Below are 18,050 nucleotides of genomic sequence, written 5' to 3'. Positions count from 1 at the left end.
CGGTTTTCAGCCAGTTAGAAAATGTTGAACTTGCAAGCAATCGCCAGGTTTACCTAACCTGAGGGGCCCCAATCGGTTCACGTCCCCAGACCGAAGGAGCCCACCCCCCTCGTGTTCAGACATTTGGACAGGGCCCAGCCCTATGTACTCGGCCTCTTCCGTGCCGTCATCGGATTCCTCTTCGCCTGCCATGGCGCCGCCTCACTCTTCGGCGTGCTCGGCGGCGCCATGGGCAGTGGCGGAACCGTTCCCGCCGGCACGTGGCCGGGCTGGTACGCAGCCGTGATCCAGCTCGTCGGCGGCACCCTGGTCGCCCTCGGCCTCGGCACCCGCTTCGCCGCCCTCATCGCCTCCGGGTCCATGGCGTACGCGTACTTCAAGGTTCACCAGCCTGAATCGCTGTTCCCCCTGCAGAACGGCGGCGAGCCCTCCGCGGTCTTCTGCTGGGCCTTCCTCCTGCTGGTCTTCACGGGCCCCGGCGCCGTGGCCGTGGACCGGCTCTTCTCCTCGCGCGCCCGTCCCACGCACGAGGACGAGCCCAAGCGCGAACAGGCTCCGGCCGTCTCGGTCTGACCGACCGCCGCCCCACCCGTGCATGCGCCCCGGCCGCCGTCGTCACAGGCGGCCGGGGCGTACGTGTCCTGTCCGACGTCACCGGACCTCCGGCGAACTCCGGGCCAACGGCGGGCGTATTCTGGAGCGCTGGCCCTGCCGCTCCTGCCGCTCCCCTGCGACGTCGCGGCGTTGACACGGTGATACGGAACGGGGAGTAGGAAAGTGCTCGAGAGTATGGGTGCGCTGACAGGCAGCCCATGGATCTACGCGGTGGTCGCCCTCTCGGTACTTCTGGACGTCTTCCTGCCCGTCCTGCCCAGTGGCGTGCTGGTGATCGCGGCCGCCACGGCTGCAGCGGGCACGACCACCGTCACGGCAGTGGCCGGAGAGGCCACCCGGCAGGTCCCGTCCCTCCTGGTGCTGACCCTGAGCGCGGCCACCGCCTCGGTGCTCGGCGACCTCGTGGCCTACCGTCTCGCCTGGCGCGGCGGCGACCGCCTGGACCGGGCCATCGCCCGGTCCCGCCGTCTCACCGGCGCACAGGAGCGCCTCGGCGCGGCCTTGAGCCGTGGCGGCGGCGCGCTCGTCGTCGTCGCCCGTTTCGCACCGGCCGGCCGGTCGGTCGTCTCGCTGGGCGCGGGCGCCGCCCACCGCCGGGTGCAGGACTTCCTGCCCTGGTCGGCCCTGGCCGGGGTGGCCTGGGCGGGCTACAGCGTGAGCCTCGGCTACTTCGGTGGCCAGTGGCTGGGCGCGACCTGGCTGGGCACGGCCGTCTCGGTGCTCGCCCTGTTCCTGGCGGGCGCGCTGGCAGCGCTCGTCGTCCGGCGGCCCGCCCACCTCCCGGCAGTGGCGGCCACCGGAGCCCCTGCCGGCCTCTGACAGCCCGCCGGGCGGCTCACACCCGGGCGGCGCCCCGTACCTCCAGGCCGTCCAGCAACCGGTGGGTCGCCTCCGCGATCTCGGCGACGGCCCGGTCGAAGACCTCCTGGTTGTGCGCGGCGGGCGCGCGGAAGCCGGACACCTTGCGCACGTACTGCAGGGCGGCTGCTCTCATCTCCTCCTCGGTGGCCTCCTCGGGGATGGCGGGCGGGCGAAGGGTCTTGATACTGCGGCACATGTCTCCAGTGTGGACCGCACCACTGACAGGGCACCCGGTCTCAAGCGCCGTCGACCCGCTCGACGGCCGGGATGACGTAGGTCCCGTCGAGAACGGCCTGCCCGGGCACGTAGAGCCGCATCACCGGCCCGAACCCCCTGTCGGGTACCGGCAGCCAGTTGGCCGCACGGGCGGGGTCCGCCGGCGGGTCCACGGACAGGTGGAGGGTCAGCGAACCGTCGGCGGCGTACACGAGCCCGGGCGTGCGGTCCCCGACCGCGTACCGGTCCGCGGGATTCGCGACCAGGTGGTGCCCCGGGACGTCGTACACGGTCACCGACCAGAACGCCCGGACCGGCGGCGGCACGAGGCGCAGCACGTAGCGGTGCGCACCGTCGAGCGGGCGCCCCCGGGAGTCGTGGGAGGTGTGCGCGTACACCGCCTCGTACCCGTGGGGCATCCACAGCGCCTGGCGCGCCGCCACCGCCCTGAACAGGTACGACGCCTCCCGGTCCGCGATCTGCCACTCCGGCGAGCCGACCGTGCCGACGCCGTGGTGGTCGAGGTTGTGGTCCGCCAGGTGCGGACGCGCCTCCCACGCACCCGGCGCCCCTTCCACCGGGCGTCCCGCCTTCTCCACCCGCGCCCGGCCCAGACCGAGCCCCTCCGTCAGCGCGCGGACGAGCCCGGAACCGGCCGGCACGTAGGGCGAGGGCCCCTCTTCCAGCAGCCCCAGGGGCTGGAAACGGTCCTGGTACGCGCGGTCGGCCGCACCGGGCGGAAAGTCGGCCATCCACACCCGGAGCTGCTCGAAGAACCGCAGCGCCTCGGGTACCCCGGACTCGGGCGCGGGGAGCCCGGTCCGGTGCGCCGACGCGCCCAGGTGCGTGAGGGTGAGCTCCTGCTGCAGTGCGCGCACCCGGGGCAGGTCCTGGCGGCCGTCGCAGGCGATGCGGCCGATGAGGGACACGACGGAGGTGGGTGCGTCGATCACGCCCGTCACCCCGTCGGGCACCGTCCCGGCCCATCCGGGCGGCACGATCAGCCAGTCCCCCTCGCCCGTGCCGGTGGCCCGGCTGCCGAGATAGGCGAAGGAATTGCTCCACGCGTCCACGAACTGCAGCACGTAGTACGCACCGCCGGTGTCCGGTACGTGCAGCCGGACCGGGCCGCCCGACAGATCGAGCTGGGCGAGCGCGTCGACGATGTCGCTCGTGCCGTACGGGACGTGCGCCTCCGGTGTGGCCGGCCCCTCAGCGTGGGCGAAGTCGTTGAACGGGGCAGGTCCCAGCACCCCGAAGCCCTCCTGCAGTCCCGCCTGGACCGCGCACAGCTCGCGGACCAGCGGCGACCCGTAGACGTACGCGTCGGCGGCGAGGAGAGCCGTGCCCTGTCCCACGTCAGTGGGCCACCTTCGGCAGGTCCGTGCACAGGGCCCGGATCACAGCCGTCACATCGAGCTCGGAGGCGTACCCGCCGATACGTGCGGACGGGTCGAAACGTGTGTTCGCGTCGAAACGTGCGTACGCGTCGTCCGAGGCGAGGCCGACGGCCCTCTCGGCCGCCCACGCGCTGCCGGGGCCGACTCCTCGCGGGCCACCGGGCGCGGGCGTCGGCGGTGCTGTCTGAGCCATGGATTCCTCCATTCGACGGACCGCCCCTCAGACCCCGGGGGCAGCTCCGAACGGCCTGGCGTCCCGACCGGGGCGTCACCCGCCACCCGGGGGCGGCTGGGACACGGAGGCCTCGCCCGGGGCACTCACCCCCAGGTGTCGAGGTCTCCGCCTCGCCACTCGATCAGCTCCGGCCGGTCCAGGTCGATCTCCTCGACCCCCTCGGCGAACCCGGCCTGCCGCAGGAACGAGGCCACGTCCCCACGCCCGTGCGCGAGCCCGACGATCTGCCCGCGCACGGTCACCCGCCGCCCACCGGACGGCGAGGGCGGATACACGATCACAGGCGGATGACCGGACATGCCTCCACGGTCCCCCGACCCCCGGCGGACCGCATCCCGGGGCTCGGGGGGACACCTTCGGTCGATGTCCGTGACCTCGGAGCGTCGAGCGATCAGCTCGGCGCCGCCTCCATCCCCGGGAGCGGCGATGGAGGAGTGACTTCCGGCGTCCCACCGCGCATCCCGGCAGACCGTGACCGGCTCCTCACGCGTTCTCGGTGAAACGGACGGACCAGGCGTAGCCGCTCAGATTCTCGTGCGGTACCCGGCGGACTTCTCTGACCTGGCAGCCGTCGTGAGCGTACTTACGGGCGAACCGGTCGAGGCGCTGCGCGTCGGTGAGCTCCTCCATGGACAGCGGCGCGCCGATGACGAGGTCCTCGTGAACGGCGGAACTCCTCGCCGCACCGTCCGAGCAGACCGGGCAATGATGCGTTTCGGGTAGGGCCATACGACCAGTGTCCTCCACATCCGGATTCCCCGACGTGCACGGCGCACATGGCCGTACCTCAGGCAAGGCGGATCACCGGATCACCTATGGGTGCCGACAGCCGCGGTGGTCGCGGCACTTCTCTGCTCGTACTGCTGGGCCCGGGAACGGATCGACGCGGGGGTGGTGGAACCGTGAGTACGGGCAGCCGCGGAGTGCTGGGAGTCATGGGCACAGCGGCGGACGGAGTCGAGCAACCAGGCACCGGACTGGTGAAGCCGGCCATCACCCACGGCCGGCAGGTGGCCGTGACCCTGACGCCGAATGCGGGCCGATGGCTGAACGCGGACGGCGAGCGGAACCGGCTGGAGGCACTGACCGGTCTGCCGGTGCGGAACACCCCACGCCTGCCGGCCGAGCCCCGCCCCCACCCGGTCGCCGACCGCTACGTCGTCGCCCCGGCGAGCGGGAACTGCATCACCGAACTCGCAACCGCCGTCGCCGACAACCAGGCGCTGACCCAGGTGAGCGAGGGCATGGGCACAGTCGGCATCCCGGTCGTGCTGTTCCCGCGGATCAACGCCGCACATGTTCGCCATCCCGCGTGGGAACACCACATCAAGGCCCTCGAACCGGCGAGCGTGCACCTCGTCCACGGGCCGGACGTGTGGCCGCTGCACGACCCCCGTGAGGAACCGGCAGATCGACCACTGCCCGGGCGAGACATCTTGCGGTTCCCTCCCTCTCGCCGGCCGGAGGCCCGCTGATAGAGGAACTGCCGAGGCCACCGGTGCGGCCATGTGGCCCGGGTCGTGATCAAGGGCCGAACTTGTCGTCGATGTGAGTCGGAGATGACGGATGACACGCATCCCGTGAGGCACCGCGCCAACTGCGTTGGTTACAGGGAGGATCGACAGCTGGGAAGCTTTAGCCGTGTGGACAGCGGTGTTGGTCCTGCTCCTTGTGCTCGGTCTGGCCTCGGCGATCAACCAGGCGCGCAACCAGCGGTGGTACACCGCTGGTGGAATTCTCTTCCTCGTCCTGGGCGTTGATCTGATGCTGCTCGGCAGCGTGGAACGGAAGACCTGTTGCTCTTCCTGCTGGGTGTAGCGCTCTCCCTCGTCGGGTTCGGCATGGAATTCATGGCGCACCGGAGGACTCGCGCTTCCCGAGCCGGAGCGGATGCCTGAAGTCCCGGTTAAAAGGTTCCCGTACCTGGAAGGCCGAATCAAGCTTGCGGCTGAGTTCCGGAGGGTTTCAGCATCTGCTCTTCAGCTGCCCTGCGCGGTCGCGCCAAGGTTGACGCAGCACGCCGGTCATCTGCATGCTTTTGCTCTATGGCAGCTCGCAGCTCCCCAGGGGTCGGCCATGGCGCGCGCCGGTGGATCATGCGGTGGCAGTTGGCACATATGAGGGCAAGATCGGTGAGCTTAGTCCGGCCTTCGCCAGCCTCGTGCAGTGGAACGACGTGGTGGCACTCGATATACCCCCTTCCGCGGTCACCGTAGACCTGTTCGAAATCAAAGCCGCATGCCTCACACGAAAGCTGGCGGCCCAGGCGCAACACCGCATCGATCTTCCTCTTACGCAAAGCCTTGTTCCGCTCGCGGCTCCGGTGGCGGCTGAGCAGCAACCTGCCCTCGGGTGCGCTGCAGTCGTCTCCCTCCTCTGCCTCGGGCGGCAGGTCCTGGAAATCTCCGGCGCCAAGGCCTTGCCGGATGCGCCGGGCTACCTCCGACATCTCAGCCGGCCGGGCAAGAAAGTCGTTCATGACTTCGACATCCAGCGCGTTACCGTTCGTGGGCTTGCCCGTATAGTCGGGGTGGCGGGACGTGATGTCAACCGTTTTGCGCGCTACGCCGTTGGGGTTCCGGAACAGCTCGTTGCGCAGTTCTTCAGGATGGATCGGCATGGTCTGGAGCAGTGCAGACAGCTCGATCACACGTGGGTCGTCGAACTCCAGTCGCTTCCAACCATTGGCCATGGCCAGGTCGCAGGCAAGGATGATTTCGTCACGAGTCCAGTCGGGGCTCCGAGACGAGCGGATTGTGAAGCCAAGTCGGGCTAGCCACCTGGCAGCGTGAGACCTTCCGCCGCTCAGCTCGTCCGGCCTCAGCGCTCGACCTTGATCGAACTTGTGAGCCACGCCGGCAATGGCCTTCGAGTCGTAGGTTCGTTCCTCATGTACGAGGAAATACCCAGTCGCCGGCTTGTACCCGTACCTGGACAGAAATTCGTCTTGACCCAGTTCGTCGTACTCCGTCAGAGCCTTGACAACACCGTCTCGACTGATCGCACCTTTGCGCATGGTGGAAGCGTAAGGCCACAGCACTGACAGCCAGTCAGGTACCAGCAAAATTCAGCTGGTTCCCATCCCGTCCGCCTTCGACCCACGCGCCGTTGAGCGGTCGTGGTTCAGGACGTCAAGGTGGAGTGCACCACTGTACGAACGACCTTGACGCCCTGGGCGCCTCGGCTGCTCGGCCCCCGCCTGGCAAAGACGGTTGAGATGGAAGCCCACCACGCTCGCCCAACGGGACGTCCTGGCTGCTCATGAGCCATGTCGCCCCCACGGAAGCTGACGAGCGTCAGAGCGACCCTGGCCAGGTGAATCGGTCGGGGGCCGTTCCCGTGGGCGTCGTCCGACAACGACCGCTGTTCCCCCGCTGTTTCCCGACCGAACGGGCACCGGAGGGGCATGGAGGCCTGTCGACTCTGGCGCTACCAGGCCTGTCGCGGATCTTGGCGTTGTGTCGAGAGCTTTGCCAGCACGGTGCTGTCCGTGTCCGTTCGCCATAGATACCCCGGACTCGGCGCGTAGTTCTCAGAGGGGGGAGCCGCGGAATGAAAGCGCTGAGTGCGCGGGAGTGGCACCTCGACAAGTCTGCCGTCATGAATCATCCATAGGCCGAAGCAATCGTCCTCCTCATCATGGATCAACACCTGCACATGGCCCGGGTTCGGCCACGGAAGCGATTCGAGATGCTTCAGCAGCCCGGTGCGCGGCTCCACACGGTTGAACTCAATGACCCATCCACCGACGAACAAGTCGAGGGGTTGGAAGTGACCGCGCCAGCTACGCGACTCGTCAGGGCGGGTCAGCGGTTCCATGACCTCATCCGCGTACGTCGCCAACACGATGACCTGCGCAATTCTGCTCATGCCGTAGTATCGCTGCACGCCACACGTCAGCAGCTACCCCTTTTGGGCGCAGCTCTGTGTTGGCCACTCATCCCGGGACGGAGGGGCGTTGATCCGGGTGTCGGAGAGCTAGAGTCCCATGGCAAAGCCGTCAGCTCATGAATTTCGGGGCGACGAGGCCACGGGTACGAGAGCTGCCAGCACTTCTACCTCGAAGTCGAGTTCCCCGACGGGCGTCCGGACGCTCGCCGCGCGCAGTTGCAGAGCCGGATCGCGATATTGCCGGGCGTCGTCGAAGTCGAGCTGCGCGCGATCGAAGGGTGCTGACTTCTTCGTCCCGAATCAACTTGGCTGAGGGCTATGCCTTGGACCGGCGTGTCTCTCACCTGCGCTGAGGGTCCGCAGACGTACGCGCTCGTCCGCCGCTGCCTGTCGCTGTTGTCACGCAGTTGGACACTCACCGCCCCAAGGGGCGCCGCAGGACGCAGACACTCCCCTGCCTGCCCTGTGCGTGGCCCCGCTCCGCTGGGAACGACTGCAGCAGACCGCACGGCGTGAGGCTGCCGGTGCTCAGTGGGAGGAGACCGGCTACGTCTTCACCACCCGTACCGGCCGGCCGATCGAGCCGCGAAACCTCTACCCTCGTTCACCCGAGTCGCGAGGGCTGCCGGGCTTCGCGTGGTTCGGCTGCACGACGCCCGACACGGCTGCGCGACTCTGCTGAACGCCGCCGGGCCGCTCTCCGCGTAGTGATGGAGATCCTCGGGCACAGTCAGATCGTGGTCACGATCAACATCTACGCCCGCGTCGTCCAGGACACCAGCGCGAGGCCGTGAGTCACCTGGACCGCATGCTGAAGCGTCAGCGTCCCGACTGTGGGTGACACGCCCGTTGATGTCAGAAGTGGATGTCAAAGACCCCCAGCCATGATCGGCTGGGGGTCTTTGTGTTGGTGGGCGCGGACGGTTTCGAACCGCCGACATCTGCTTTGTAAGAGCAGCGCTCTACCCCTGAGCTACGCACCCGTGGATGAGGCAACAGGTTACATGGCTTACGCCCCCGGCCGGCAATCCGGTTACGGGCCCGTCAGGACCTGCGGTTCCCGGAGCCCGAGCAGGGGCTCGCAACCGTACGGTGGTGCGGGCTCGCCGGAGCCGCCGTACGCGGGCGAGACCGGGGGCGGGGCGCATGCGGGGGATATCCCCACCCCGGAGACGGTAGCCGACCGGATCGCCCCGGGGGTCCGTCCTTCCTTACGGTGGGACCACACCGGCAGCGCTAGCAGGGGGACCCGATCACGATGACCAGCCGTACCCGCACCCACGCCCTCGTGGCCACCGGCGCAGCCGCCCTTCTCCTCGCGACGCTCAGCGGCTGCGGCACGGGTGCCGACGACGCGCCCGTCGAGAAGAAGGCGTTCGCGTATGACGGGAAGGCCCTCACCATCGACAGTGGGAACTCCACGCTGGACGTCGTGCCCGCCGATGTGGAGCAGATCGAGGTGACCCGCCGGGTCGACGGGTGGGTCGTGCTCGGCAGCGGTCCGGACGCCGTCTGGAAGCTGGAGGGCGACAAGCTGACGCTCGGGGTGGAGTGCAGCGCGATGATCAGCAACTGTGACGCGCACCATCAGGTGAAGGTGCCCCGTGGCACCGCGCTGACGGTCGACTCGGACAACGGGACGGTCACCGCCTCCGGGTTCGGTACCCCGCTCTCCCTGTCCTCCGACAACGGCGACGTCGTCGTGCGTGACGCCAGTGGGTCGCTGGAGCTCTCGACCGACAACGGGACCGTCCTGGCCGAGCGGGTCTCGGCGGCGTCCGTGGTCGCCCGGTCGTCCAACGGGGAGGTCGAGCTCGGGTTCAGCGGTGTTCCGGATCTCGTGGACACCGTCACGGACAACGGGAGCATCACCATCGGCCTGCCGAGGAGCGGAGGGGCGTACGCCGTGTCCGCCTCGACCGACAACGGTGGCGTCGACATCGGCGTACCCCGCAGCGAGACCAGCGGCCACGTGGTGAAGGCACGCAGCGGGAACGGGGAAGTCACGGTCCGAACAGCGAACTAACCGGCCCGTGTGTTCGTCCTTACTGGTGGGAGAATGAACCCGGCAGGGCGAAACGGCACGGGAGAGGGATGTGACGGCGACACACGCACGGCCCCGGGCGAAAGCGAGTCGTGACTCCGCCGTCAAGGACGTCCTGGTGCTGATGCTGCTGCCGGTGCCGCTGTTCGCGGCCTCGCTGTCGGCGGCCTTCGCGGGCGGGGGTACGCGGCGTTGGTTCGGGGGGCGTGGTGAGAGCCAGCGGGCCGACGCGCAGGCAGCGAAGGACGATGCCGCCGCCGCTTTCTACGAGCTGGACACCGCTCAGCGGGACCTGAAGATCTCGATCGAGACGATCACCGCGGTGGATGGTTCGCCCCGTGCCCGCAAGGCGGCGGAGGACTTCGCGGCCCTCGGCCGGCGGATCGACGAGGTCAGCCACGCGTACATCACCGCCGTCGACGCGCACGACCTCGACCGGGACGATCTGGAGCCGTCCGCCGCTGCCGGTGCCCGGACGCAGCTGACCCGGGCCAAGGACGATCTCGTACGGGTGAAGGGCGAGCTCGACCGCTTCGCCCAGGGGCTCGGACCACTGCTCGGCAGCGCGGAGACGATGCTCGCCCGGCTCGCGCCCGCCGTGGAGCGTGCCCGTCAGGCGCTGCTGGCCGCGAGCAACGCCCTGGACACGGTACGCGCTTCCGGGCTGCGTGCGGACGACCTCGCGGCTCGGCTGGCGGCTCTCGCCCCGGAGCTCACCAAGCTCAACCAGGGCGCCGGGCGCCACGGGGTGGCCGAGACCCTGCAGCGGGCGGACCGTGTGCTGCGCGATGCCGAGGCGGTGCGGGCCGAGGCGGACCGGCTGCCCGAGCGCGCCGCGGAGATCGACCGGCGGCTCGTGTCCCTGCGGACCCGGGCCCAGGCGCTGACGACGCGCTCCGGGCAGGTCGAGCCGGTGCTCAGCGAGCTGCGGCGGCGTTTCTCGGCCGCCTGCTGGCAGGATCTGCAGCCGGTTCCCGAGCAGGCGGCGGCCAACGTCCGGCAGGCCGAGGAGAAGCTGGCGGAGGCCGCCACAGCACGGGCCGAGCAGCACTGGGCCGACGCGACGGCCCGGCTGAGCACGGTGCGGGCCCTGCTCAACGCCACCGACGAGGCGGTGTCCGCCGCCGGTGACCGGTTGCAGCGGCTGGACGCGGTGGCCAAGGACCCGCAGACGGAGATCGACCGCACCCGGTTCGCGATCCGGGATGCCCAGCGCCTTGCCATGGCCGGGCGCCACAGGCCCGACCCACGTCATGCGCGTCCGCTGGACGAGGGCGTGGCCCGGCTGGAACGGGCGATCGCCGGGCTGGAGGGGCGGCATCCCGATTACTGGCACTTCCTCACCGAGACGGAGGCCGTGCGACAGGCGACGACCCGGGTGGTCTCCGCGATCCGCGAGGAGCTGGGCGGCGGCGCCTGAGCGGCGCGATGAGCCACCGGCACCCGACAGCGCGATCCGGCCCCGGCCCGCTGGGCGACTCCAGTCCGATTTGTCCCCCGCTGTCGGTGGGCAGATGCTGGAGGTACGCAGCGGCTCCCGCCGCGCGTTCACGGCCGCACGCGGCCTAAGGAGGCCGTCATGGCCACACAGGTCCTGCATCCCACGGGCCGGCGCCGCAAGGCCACCCGGCTCGATGAACACCTGCCGGTCGACCACCGGCTCAGCCGGGTCTACCGGGTGGGCGCCGGCCTGATGGGGCTGCTGCTCCTCGCCTTCGGCATCCTGGGACTGATCGACCGCATCGGCTTCTTCGACACCGGCGGTGACACGGTGGGCGGCCTCAACACCAACGGTGCGCTGAGCGTGCTGTCCATCTGTGTCGGTCTGCTGCTCTTCGCCGGAATGGTGATCGGCGGCAATTTCGCCTCGACCCTGAACATGTTCCTGGGCATCGCCTTCATCCTCAGCGGGTTCGTGAATCTGGCGCTGCTGGACACGGGGCTCAACTTCCTCGCCTTCCAGATGCAGAACGTGCTGTTCAGCTTCGTGGCCGGGCTACTGCTGATGATGTTCGGCATGTACGGGAGGGTCAGCGGCGGTCTGTCCCACGACAATCCGTACTGGCGGGCCCGCCACCCCGAGCAGGCAGCCCGCGAGGAACGCCGCAGGCGGCCCCCGATGCCCGAGATCACGCGGGAAAGGCCCTAACCTGGGGGCATGCCTCGTTACGAGTACCGTTGCCGCCCCTGCGGCGAGACGTTCGAACTCAGCCGTCCCATGGCCGATTCCTCCGCCCCGGCCTCGTGCCCCGCCGGGCACGAGGACACCGTGAAGCTGCTCTCCACCGTGGCCGTGGGCGGCTCCGCCGCTGCGTCCGCACCCGCTCCGTCGGCCGGGGGCGGCGGTGGCGGAGGCTGCTGCGGCGGGGGCTGCTGCGGCTGAGCCGTCACCCCCACCTCGCGCACCCGCCGGTGCCGTGTCGTACGCCCGCGCCGTGTCGTACGCCCGGCGGCGCCCTGCCGCTACACGCGGCGTGAGAGCGTGAGCCCGTCCGCCACGGTCAGCAGCACGCTGTCCATCCGCGGATCGGCGCTCACGTGGTCGTTGAACTCCTTGATCGCCGCCGCGCTGCCGGTCGCAGCGGGATCGGTGACGCCCCCGTGGAAGAGGACGTTGTCCGCGACGACGAGCCCGCCGGGGCGCATCCGGGGGACCAGCTCCTCCCAGTACGGGATGTAGTTGCCCTTGTCCGCGTCCAGGTAGGCCAGGTCGATGTGCGGCTCTTCGGGCATGGCGCGCAGGGTGTCCAGCGCGGGCGCGATCCGCAGGTCGATCCGGTCGGCGACGCCCGCCTTCTTCCACGCCTCGCGGCCGTAGGCGGTCCATTCCTCCGAGATGTCGCAGGCGATCAGCCGCCCGTCCGCGGGCAGCGCCCGGGCCATCGACAGCGCCGAGAAGCCGGTGAAGGTGCCCACCTCCACGATGTGGCGGGCCCTTGTCAGCCTGACGAGGAAGGCGAGCAGCGGCCCCTGCTCCTGCGCGGACTGCATGCCCGCGTGGTCCGGGAACCGGGCGTAGGTGGTCTCCACGAGCTCGCGCTGCACGGCCTCCAGCGGCGGGTTGTGGGCGAGCATGTACGCGTACAGCTCATCGGTGATCGCGGTCTGGTTCCCCTTGGACACGGCACTTCTCCCTCGGTCGCGGCAGCCCGCCACAGGTTGCCGCGGGCGGGCCGGGCGCGCTCAGCGACCCGCCTGCCGCCGCGGGTCGGCGGCGAGCAGGAGCCGGCGCAGGATCTCCTCGCCCGCGGCGACGCCCCGGTGCCGGAGCCTATCGGTGTTCGGGGCCGTCCAGCCGCTGTCGGCTAGTTCGCCGTGGCCCGGTCGCCAGCCATGGTCGGCGGCGAGGAGCAGATCGGCGTCCAGGAGCGAGTCGCCGGCGGCGAGCGTCGTCGTGGCGCCGCAGCGGCGGGCCACCTCCGCCATCGCGGCGCTCTTGGTGAGCGGTCTGGGTACGGCGTAGATCTTGCGGCCCTGCAGGGACACGGTCCAGCCACGGGGGTCCGCCCATGCGGCCAGCTCCTTCACCCAGCCCTCGGGCAGGGCCTGGCGCTCGACCACGAGGTAGACGAAGACGCCCTCGGCCACGCGCTCCTTGAGGAGCCAGGCGGGGTCGGCCGTGGCCAGGAGGTGGGCCCGGACCTCGGCGAGGGAGGCGCACTCGTCGGCGAGGCGGCCGGCCACCCGGACCTGCCAGTCCGGGTCGGAGACACCGTCGACCAGGAGGTGCCCGCCGTTGGCACAGATGGCGTACCGGGGCGCGGGGCCGGGGAGGTGGATGCGCCCGTACTGCTCCCGGGTCCGGGTGGTGGTCGGTACGAAGACCGTGGTGCGGGCCAGCTCGGCGAGCAGTGCGGCGGCCTTCTCCGTCATGTAGGAGAGCGGCTTGTGGTCGTAGACCTCCACGCAGAGCAGCCGCGGGGCCTCCTCGTCCGGCATGGCCAGCTGGAGCGCGGCCGCCGAGTAGATGAGGGTGCGGTCGAGGTCGCTGGCCACCAGCGTCACGGGGGCACCATGGGTCTCGGGGACCACAGGCATCACGGGTGTGGTCACTTCGCCGCCACCGCCGTGCCGTCCGCGCCGGTCGCGCCCCGGGTGAACTTCGGGTGGATGAGTCCGACACAGGTGTACGGGAGTCCGTCGACCTCCTCGACGGGGACGCCGCGCTGCTCGGCGAGCAGCCGTACGTGATCGAGGTCCGCGCCCGCACCGCGCTTGGCGAGGATCTTCCAGGGCACGCGGCGCAGCAGCACCCGGGTCGTCTCGCCGACCCCGGGCTTGACGAGGTTCACGTCGTGGATGCCGTACTCCTCGCTGATCCGCTCGACGGCGGCCCAGCCCTCCCAGGTGGGGGCGCGGTCCGCGGCGAGCAGTTCCTTGGCCTCGGCGTCCACGGCGTCGGCGACCTCGTCGAAGCGGGCGGCGACCGTGTCCAGGAAGAAGCCGGAGACGTCCAGGTCCGCGAGCTCCCGGTAGAACTTCCCACCGTGGAAGTCGTGCGGGCCGACCAGGTCGGAGCGCAGGACCGTACGGGAGATCAGCCCGGACACCGTGGAGTTGAGGCAGGCGGACGGGATGAGGAAGTCCTCGCGTGTTCCGTACGTCCTGACGCAGCCGCCCGGGTCGGCCAGTACGGCGATCTCCGGGTCGAAGCCGTCGAACCCTTCGAGGGCGGCGGCCAGCTCCCGGGTGATGGCGCCCTTGCCGGTCCAGCCGTCGACGAAGACGACGTCCGCCGGGTCGTGGTGGGCGGCCAGCCAGCGCAGGGCGTTGGCGTCGATGCCGCGGCCCCGGACGATGGAGACGGCGTAGTGCGGCAGGTCGAGTCCGTGCCGGTGCTGCGCCCAGCGGCGCATGAGCACGCCGACGGGGGTACCGGCCCGGGCGAGGGAGACCAGGACGGGGCGGGGGCCGCGTTCGGCGAGGACCGTCTCGGTGACGGTGCCGACGGCCCGGGCGATACGGGCCGCGGAGGTGGCCAGGGCCGCCTTGAAGAGCTCCTGGTACTGCGGGGTGGGCTGGTACTCGACGGGCAGCGATTCGGCGTAGTGCGCGCCACCGCCCTGTATCGCCTCCTCGCGCTCCTCGGTGGGGGCCTCCAGCACCGTGTCCGAGAGGTCCTGGAGCAGCCAGCCGACGTCGTCCGCCGCGTAGGAGGAGAAGGCGGGGCCCCGGAGGGGTTCGGGCAGCATGGAGGCTTCCTGCCTTTCGAGGACGGGCGAGGGGACGTACGAGGGGACGACCGCGAGCAGGACCTGGTCGGTGTGTGCGGCGAGCCGGGCCAGCAGGCCGTCGGGGGCGTGCAGTGCCGGAGTGTCGGCGGTGGAGTCGACGACTGCGACGACGGCGTCGAAGCCGGCTCCCGCGACGTTGTAGGCGTACCGGTCGCCGGGGCCGTCGGCGGGGTCGTCGTGGGCCGGGAAGACCAGGCGGCTGCGTATGGCGTAGCCGGGGTCGTCGACTGCGAGCACGGGCGAGCGGGTGGTGGTGGAGTAGCGCACGTCGGCCGCGGTGGCGTCCTCCAGGGCGGTGCCGAGCCGCAGCGGCGCGTACATCAGCTCCTCGAAGCCGAGGACGAGCACCCTGCGGGCGTCACCCAGCGCGTCGGCGACCCGGGCGGCCAGACCCGGCAGGGCCGCTTCGAGGGCCGCGCGGTGGACGGGGGTGAAGCCGTGGCGTCCGCCGTCGGGGACACCGGACGGCCAGTCCAGCTCGACCCGTACGGGGGCCGGGCGGGGGCCACGCGGGGCGGGCGCCGAGGCGCCCTCCTCGTGGGCGGCGACGAGGCTGCGGCCCTTCTCCAGGACCCCGTCCGGCAGGCGCACGGTGCCGCAGGCGCGGGCCACCAGGTCCACGCGGGCGCCGATCTCCTCGGCGAATTCGGCGAGCCTCCCCCGGTCGGCCCCGGACCGCATGTCCACGAGCGCCACGATGACGTACCGGTCGCGGGGGTAGCGCTCGTGGAGGGCGCGGATGGTGTTGAGGACGGTGTTGCCGGTGGAGAACTCGTCGTCGACCAGCACCAGCGGCGCCCCCTGTCCCGCGCTGTTCAGCAGGTCCGGGTCCTCGGGCAGCAGCAGGTGGGACGAGGCGTGCGAGTGCGACTCCTCGAAGCCGCCCGCCGGTGCGAGACCGGCGACGGGGCGACGGGTGGAGTGGAGGTACGGGGCCACCCCGAGCCCGTCCGCGACGGCATGGCCGAGGCCCGTCGCCGTCTCCGCGTATCCGAGGACCACCGCGCGGCCCGCCTCGGTCTCGCCCAGCAGGTCCCGCACGCGCTCGCCGAGCTCGAAGCCCGCCCCGTACACGACGGACGGCCGCTGGGGCACGTGTTTGCCCAGCACGTTCGACACGAGCAGGTGGGCCCGCTTCGGGTTGCGGCGCAGGGCGAGGCCCAGCAGCTCCCGGAGTTCCCCGTCGCCGACGAGCTCGACTCCGAGCCGCTCCGCGACCCAGTTACCCGACCACTCCACGTCCACTGCCTCTTCCTTCGGTGCCGATACGTGCTCGCCCATGACCGCGCTCAGTCCGTCAGACCCGCGGCCAGGAGCTCCACGAAGCCGATGTCCTCCCGCGCCACCCCGAAGACCTCGGCCCTGTGCAGGGTGCGCTCGGCCCAGGCGCGGTGCGGTTTCACTTCATTCATCTTGTTCGTGTAGGCCGATCGCAGCACTCCGCCGCCGCCCCGCTCGGGCCGGAGGATGTCCTGTGCGTCGGTGTACTCCTCGTGGCTGACGACCGACAGCGCGTGCACGGGCTGCACGTGGGAGGGGTGGATGCATGTCTTGCCGAGCAGGCCGTTGGCCCGGTCCAGCTCGATCTCCCGCAGCAGTCCGTCGAGGTCGTGCTCGATCAGGGCGGTGCGCAGCTCCTCGGCCCGCCCCATGAAGGGGCTGCGGCGCAGCTGGGGCTTGAACATGCGCTCCTGGCGGCGGAAGTACTCCCACACGGGTCCGGTGATGGTGAACCCGGTGCCGTCCGCCCGGCCCAGCACATTCACGACGTCGCCGATGACGGCGCCGACGATCTGGACGTCGTACGCCGTCATGTCGGGGGCCCGGCGCAGGCCGTACGCCGAGCAGAAGTCGGTGACGCCGAGTCGCAGCGCGAGTACGCGCTGACGGTACTTGTCGACGGTGCGGGCGATTCCCCGGAGGGTTTCGGCCCTGCTTTCCAGATGCAGCAGTTCGGGAGATTCGAGGACGGGCATCGCGAACAGCCGGTGCCCGCCGGCCACTTCGGCGGCGGTGAGGGCTTCCAGGAACAGCTCCCCCCGCTCCTCCGTGAATTTCGGAAGTACAAATCCAGACAACAACCGGACCGCGCTCCCGAGGCGCACCACGAGGTCGGAGATCTGCTCGGGTTCACGGACCCGGATGAAGAGCAGCGGCACGTCCGCGGCCCGCGCCTCAAGGTCCCGGAACTGCCGGACCAGGTTCGCCTCGGCACCGACCACTTCGGCGTCGTCGATCGAATCCTCCAGGCAGAGCACCATGGAGACGACACCGCGGCCGGCCATTTTGATCACGTCCTCGGCCAGCCGGGGCCGGGTCGCGGGGCTGTAGAGAGTGGCTCCCAGGGCCATCGACAGCATGCGCGCGGAGGAGCTCGCGTCGAATTCGCACGGCTCCTTGAAGAACAGGCCCTCACGGGCGACGGGCGAGATGTGCCCGAAATGACGCATGTGATTCCCCCGTACTGCCTGACAGGCCGGACAACGTATGGCCGGTAATAGTACGTTCGGTCAGGTGTCGGCGGTTCCCCCACCGTATGAACTTCGGGTAACCCGGCTCTTTCTCACACCCGTCACGGCGCGCCTCCGTGCCGCCTTCGAACAGACCCTGGCCTACTGGTCCGGACCCCCGCGTTGTCCGGGCGGCCCCCCAGCAGGCAGGATGACCGGCATGACGCACGCGATGCTGAAGGGCTCGAACGTTCCTCTCGACGCCACGGCCGTACGAGCCGTGCTGCGCTGGACCCCGGGCACCGGGGTCCCTGATGTGGACGCCTCCGCCCTGCTGCTCGGCGCCTCCGGCCGGGTGCGTTCCGACGAGGACTTCGTCTTCTACAACCAGCCCCGGCATCCCTCGGGCCTGGTACGCCGGCTGCCCAAGCGCGGCGTCGCCGAGTGGCTCACGGACACGATCGAGGCGGACCTCTCCGCGCTCGACCCCTCCGTGGACCAGGTGGTCATCGCCGCGTCCTGCGACGAGACGGCCTTCGAGCGGGTCCGGGACCTGCGCATATCGCTGTACGACGCGGCGTCCGCGGACGGTGAACCGCTCGCGGTCTTCGACGTGCGGGCGGAGACCGGCGAGGAGACCGCCATCATCTGCGGCGAGCTGTACCGGCGCGGCGAGGGCTGGAAGTTCCGTGCGGTGGCCCAGGGCTACCCGACGGGACTGGTCGGACTGGCCACCGCCTTCGGGATCTCGGTCGACGAGGCCGAGGCCGCCGCCGAGCCGGAGTCCTCGGCCGCACCCGTCACGCCCGCGCAGGAGCCCTCCGCACCCGTGCCCGACCTCCAGGCGACGGTTCAGCACCAGCAGCCCGCGTACGGCTACCCGCAGCCCTCCGTGGAGCCCAGGCCGCCCGCCTACGGCTACCCGCAGCCGTCCCCGGAGCCGGCCTACGGCTACCCGCAGCCCGCGGCCGCTCAGCCCGCGTACGGATATCCGCAGCCCGCGGCCGGAGCCGCGCACGCCGCCGACCCGAACTTCGTGCTTCCGCCGCAGGGCCCGCAGTTCCTCCGGTCCTGAGCCGGCCCCGCGGTCGCCCTCCACCGGGG

20 protein-coding genes, 1 tRNA gene and 1 pseudogene are annotated in these 18,050 nt (G+C 70.6%); 10 read left to right on the top strand and 12 right to left on the bottom strand.

Annotated features, from left to right (window positions below):
• The first annotated feature begins 111 nt into the window (after positions 1–111).
• A complete protein-coding gene (locus tag AB0F38_RS03065) occupies positions 112–573 on the top strand; it encodes a DoxX family protein (protein WP_361885679.1) in 462 nt (153 codons plus the stop codon).
• Between the two features lie 204 nt (positions 574–777).
• Positions 778–1,434, top strand: coding sequence for a VTT domain-containing protein (locus AB0F38_RS03060; RefSeq protein WP_361885677.1), 657 nt, complete (start codon positions 778–780; stop codon positions 1,432–1,434).
• A gap of 16 nt (positions 1,435–1,450) precedes the next feature.
• Here AB0F38_RS03060 and AB0F38_RS03055 read toward each other — a convergent pair whose 3' ends face one another.
• The 5 genes from AB0F38_RS03055 to AB0F38_RS03035 form a co-directional block, all read right to left on the bottom strand.
• Entirely contained in the window at positions 1,451–1,672 is a 222-nt protein-coding gene (locus tag AB0F38_RS03055) for a DUF2277 domain-containing protein (RefSeq protein ID WP_361885674.1), read from the bottom strand.
• A gap of 40 nt (positions 1,673–1,712) precedes the next feature.
• The gene (locus AB0F38_RS03050) at positions 1,713–3,050 is read right to left on the bottom strand and encodes a DUF1254 domain-containing protein (protein ID WP_361885671.1); all 1,338 of its coding nucleotides are present in this window, start codon (positions 3,048–3,050) and stop codon (positions 1,713–1,715) included.
• A 1-nt stretch (position 3,051) separates the two neighbouring features.
• Positions 3,052–3,285 carry a hypothetical protein gene (locus AB0F38_RS03045; RefSeq protein ID WP_361885669.1) on the bottom strand — a complete coding sequence of 78 codons (234 nt, stop codon included), beginning with the start codon at positions 3,283–3,285 and terminating at the stop codon, positions 3,052–3,054.
• Positions 3,286–3,410: 125 nt separating this feature from the next.
• Positions 3,411–3,626: a hypothetical protein gene (locus AB0F38_RS03040; RefSeq protein WP_361885666.1), complete on the bottom strand. Its 216-nt coding sequence runs from the start codon at positions 3,624–3,626 to the stop codon at positions 3,411–3,413.
• 184 nt (positions 3,627–3,810) lie between these two features.
• Positions 3,811–4,056 (bottom strand): hypothetical protein, encoded by a 246-nt coding sequence (locus AB0F38_RS03035; RefSeq protein ID WP_361885663.1) that lies wholly within the window; start codon positions 4,054–4,056, stop codon positions 3,811–3,813.
• A 173-nt stretch (positions 4,057–4,229) separates the two neighbouring features.
• Here AB0F38_RS03035 and AB0F38_RS03030 point away from each other — a divergent pair, with 173 nt between their 5' ends.
• On the top strand, positions 4,230–4,802 hold the full coding sequence (locus tag AB0F38_RS03030; protein ID WP_361885660.1) for a flavoprotein: 573 nt from the start codon (positions 4,230–4,232) through the stop codon (positions 4,800–4,802).
• A 166-nt stretch (positions 4,803–4,968) separates the two neighbouring features.
• Positions 4,969–5,145, top strand: coding sequence for a hypothetical protein (locus AB0F38_RS03025; RefSeq protein ID WP_361885657.1), 177 nt, complete (start codon positions 4,969–4,971; stop codon positions 5,143–5,145).
• Between the two features lie 118 nt (positions 5,146–5,263).
• Here AB0F38_RS03025 and AB0F38_RS03020 read toward each other — a convergent pair whose 3' ends face one another.
• Together AB0F38_RS03020 and AB0F38_RS03015 are read right to left on the bottom strand one after the other, a co-directional pair.
• Entirely contained in the window at positions 5,264–6,343 is a 1,080-nt protein-coding gene (locus AB0F38_RS03020; RefSeq protein ID WP_361885654.1) for an HNH endonuclease, read from the bottom strand.
• A 413-nt stretch (positions 6,344–6,756) separates the two neighbouring features.
• Positions 6,757–7,197: a hypothetical protein gene (locus AB0F38_RS03015; RefSeq protein WP_361885651.1), complete on the bottom strand. Its 441-nt coding sequence runs from the start codon at positions 7,195–7,197 to the stop codon at positions 6,757–6,759.
• Between the two features lie 472 nt (positions 7,198–7,669).
• Between AB0F38_RS03015 and AB0F38_RS03010 the strand changes: the two are divergent.
• Positions 7,670–8,059 (top strand): annotated as a pseudogene (locus tag AB0F38_RS03010) (tyrosine-type recombinase/integrase); the annotation flags it as partial.
• A gap of 67 nt (positions 8,060–8,126) precedes the next feature.
• Here AB0F38_RS03010 and AB0F38_RS03005 read toward each other — a convergent pair.
• Positions 8,127–8,201: transfer RNA gene (locus AB0F38_RS03005), tRNA-Val, on the bottom strand.
• Between the two features lie 275 nt (positions 8,202–8,476).
• On the opposite strand from AB0F38_RS03005, the gene AB0F38_RS03000 reads away from it, so the two are divergent.
• From AB0F38_RS03000 to AB0F38_RS02985, 4 genes are all read left to right on the top strand, one after another.
• Positions 8,477–9,244: a DUF4097 family beta strand repeat-containing protein gene (locus AB0F38_RS03000; protein ID WP_361885648.1), complete on the top strand. Its 768-nt coding sequence runs from the start codon at positions 8,477–8,479 to the stop codon at positions 9,242–9,244.
• A gap of 70 nt (positions 9,245–9,314) precedes the next feature.
• Complete coding sequence (locus AB0F38_RS02995) at positions 9,315–10,682, top strand: hypothetical protein (protein ID WP_361885645.1); 1,368 nt, start codon at positions 9,315–9,317, stop codon at positions 10,680–10,682.
• A gap of 159 nt (positions 10,683–10,841) precedes the next feature.
• A complete protein-coding gene (locus AB0F38_RS02990; protein WP_361885643.1) occupies positions 10,842–11,411 on the top strand; it encodes a DUF4383 domain-containing protein in 570 nt (189 codons plus the stop codon).
• A gap of 9 nt (positions 11,412–11,420) precedes the next feature.
• A complete protein-coding gene (locus tag AB0F38_RS02985; protein ID WP_361885640.1) occupies positions 11,421–11,645 on the top strand; it encodes a zinc ribbon domain-containing protein in 225 nt (74 codons plus the stop codon).
• Positions 11,646–11,725: 80 nt separating this feature from the next.
• On the opposite strand, the gene AB0F38_RS02980 is transcribed toward AB0F38_RS02985, so the two are convergent.
• Genes AB0F38_RS02980 through AB0F38_RS02965 form a run of 4 tightly spaced genes read right to left on the bottom strand, consistent with a single transcriptional unit; the run spans position 11,726 to position 16,946 of the window.
• The gene (locus AB0F38_RS02980) at positions 11,726–12,385 is read right to left on the bottom strand and encodes an O-methyltransferase (RefSeq protein WP_361885637.1); all 660 of its coding nucleotides are present in this window, start codon (positions 12,383–12,385) and stop codon (positions 11,726–11,728) included.
• Between the two features lie 60 nt (positions 12,386–12,445).
• The gene (locus AB0F38_RS02975) at positions 12,446–13,300 is read right to left on the bottom strand and encodes an HAD family hydrolase (protein WP_361886736.1); all 855 of its coding nucleotides are present in this window, start codon (positions 13,298–13,300) and stop codon (positions 12,446–12,448) included.
• Positions 13,301–13,311: 11 nt separating this feature from the next.
• Positions 13,312–15,777 (bottom strand): phosphoribosyltransferase, encoded by a 2,466-nt coding sequence (locus AB0F38_RS02970; protein ID WP_361885635.1) that lies wholly within the window; start codon positions 15,775–15,777, stop codon positions 13,312–13,314.
• A gap of 8 nt (positions 15,778–15,785) precedes the next feature.
• The gene (locus tag AB0F38_RS02965) at positions 15,786–16,946 is read right to left on the bottom strand and encodes an HpcH/HpaI aldolase/citrate lyase family protein (RefSeq protein WP_361885632.1); all 1,161 of its coding nucleotides are present in this window, start codon (positions 16,944–16,946) and stop codon (positions 15,786–15,788) included.
• A 211-nt stretch (positions 16,947–17,157) separates the two neighbouring features.
• Between AB0F38_RS02965 and AB0F38_RS02960 the strand changes: the two genes are divergently transcribed.
• Entirely contained in the window at positions 17,158–18,021 is an 864-nt protein-coding gene (locus AB0F38_RS02960; RefSeq protein WP_361885629.1) for a TerD family protein, read from the top strand.
• Positions 18,022–18,050 lie beyond the last annotated feature (29 nt).

The organism is Streptomyces sp. NPDC025273 (assembly GCF_040638585.1).
GTDB classification, from domain to species: domain Bacteria; phylum Actinomycetota; class Actinomycetes; order Streptomycetales; family Streptomycetaceae; genus Streptomyces; species Streptomyces cinereorectus.
This window is presented reverse-complemented; position numbering and strand designations above follow the sequence as displayed.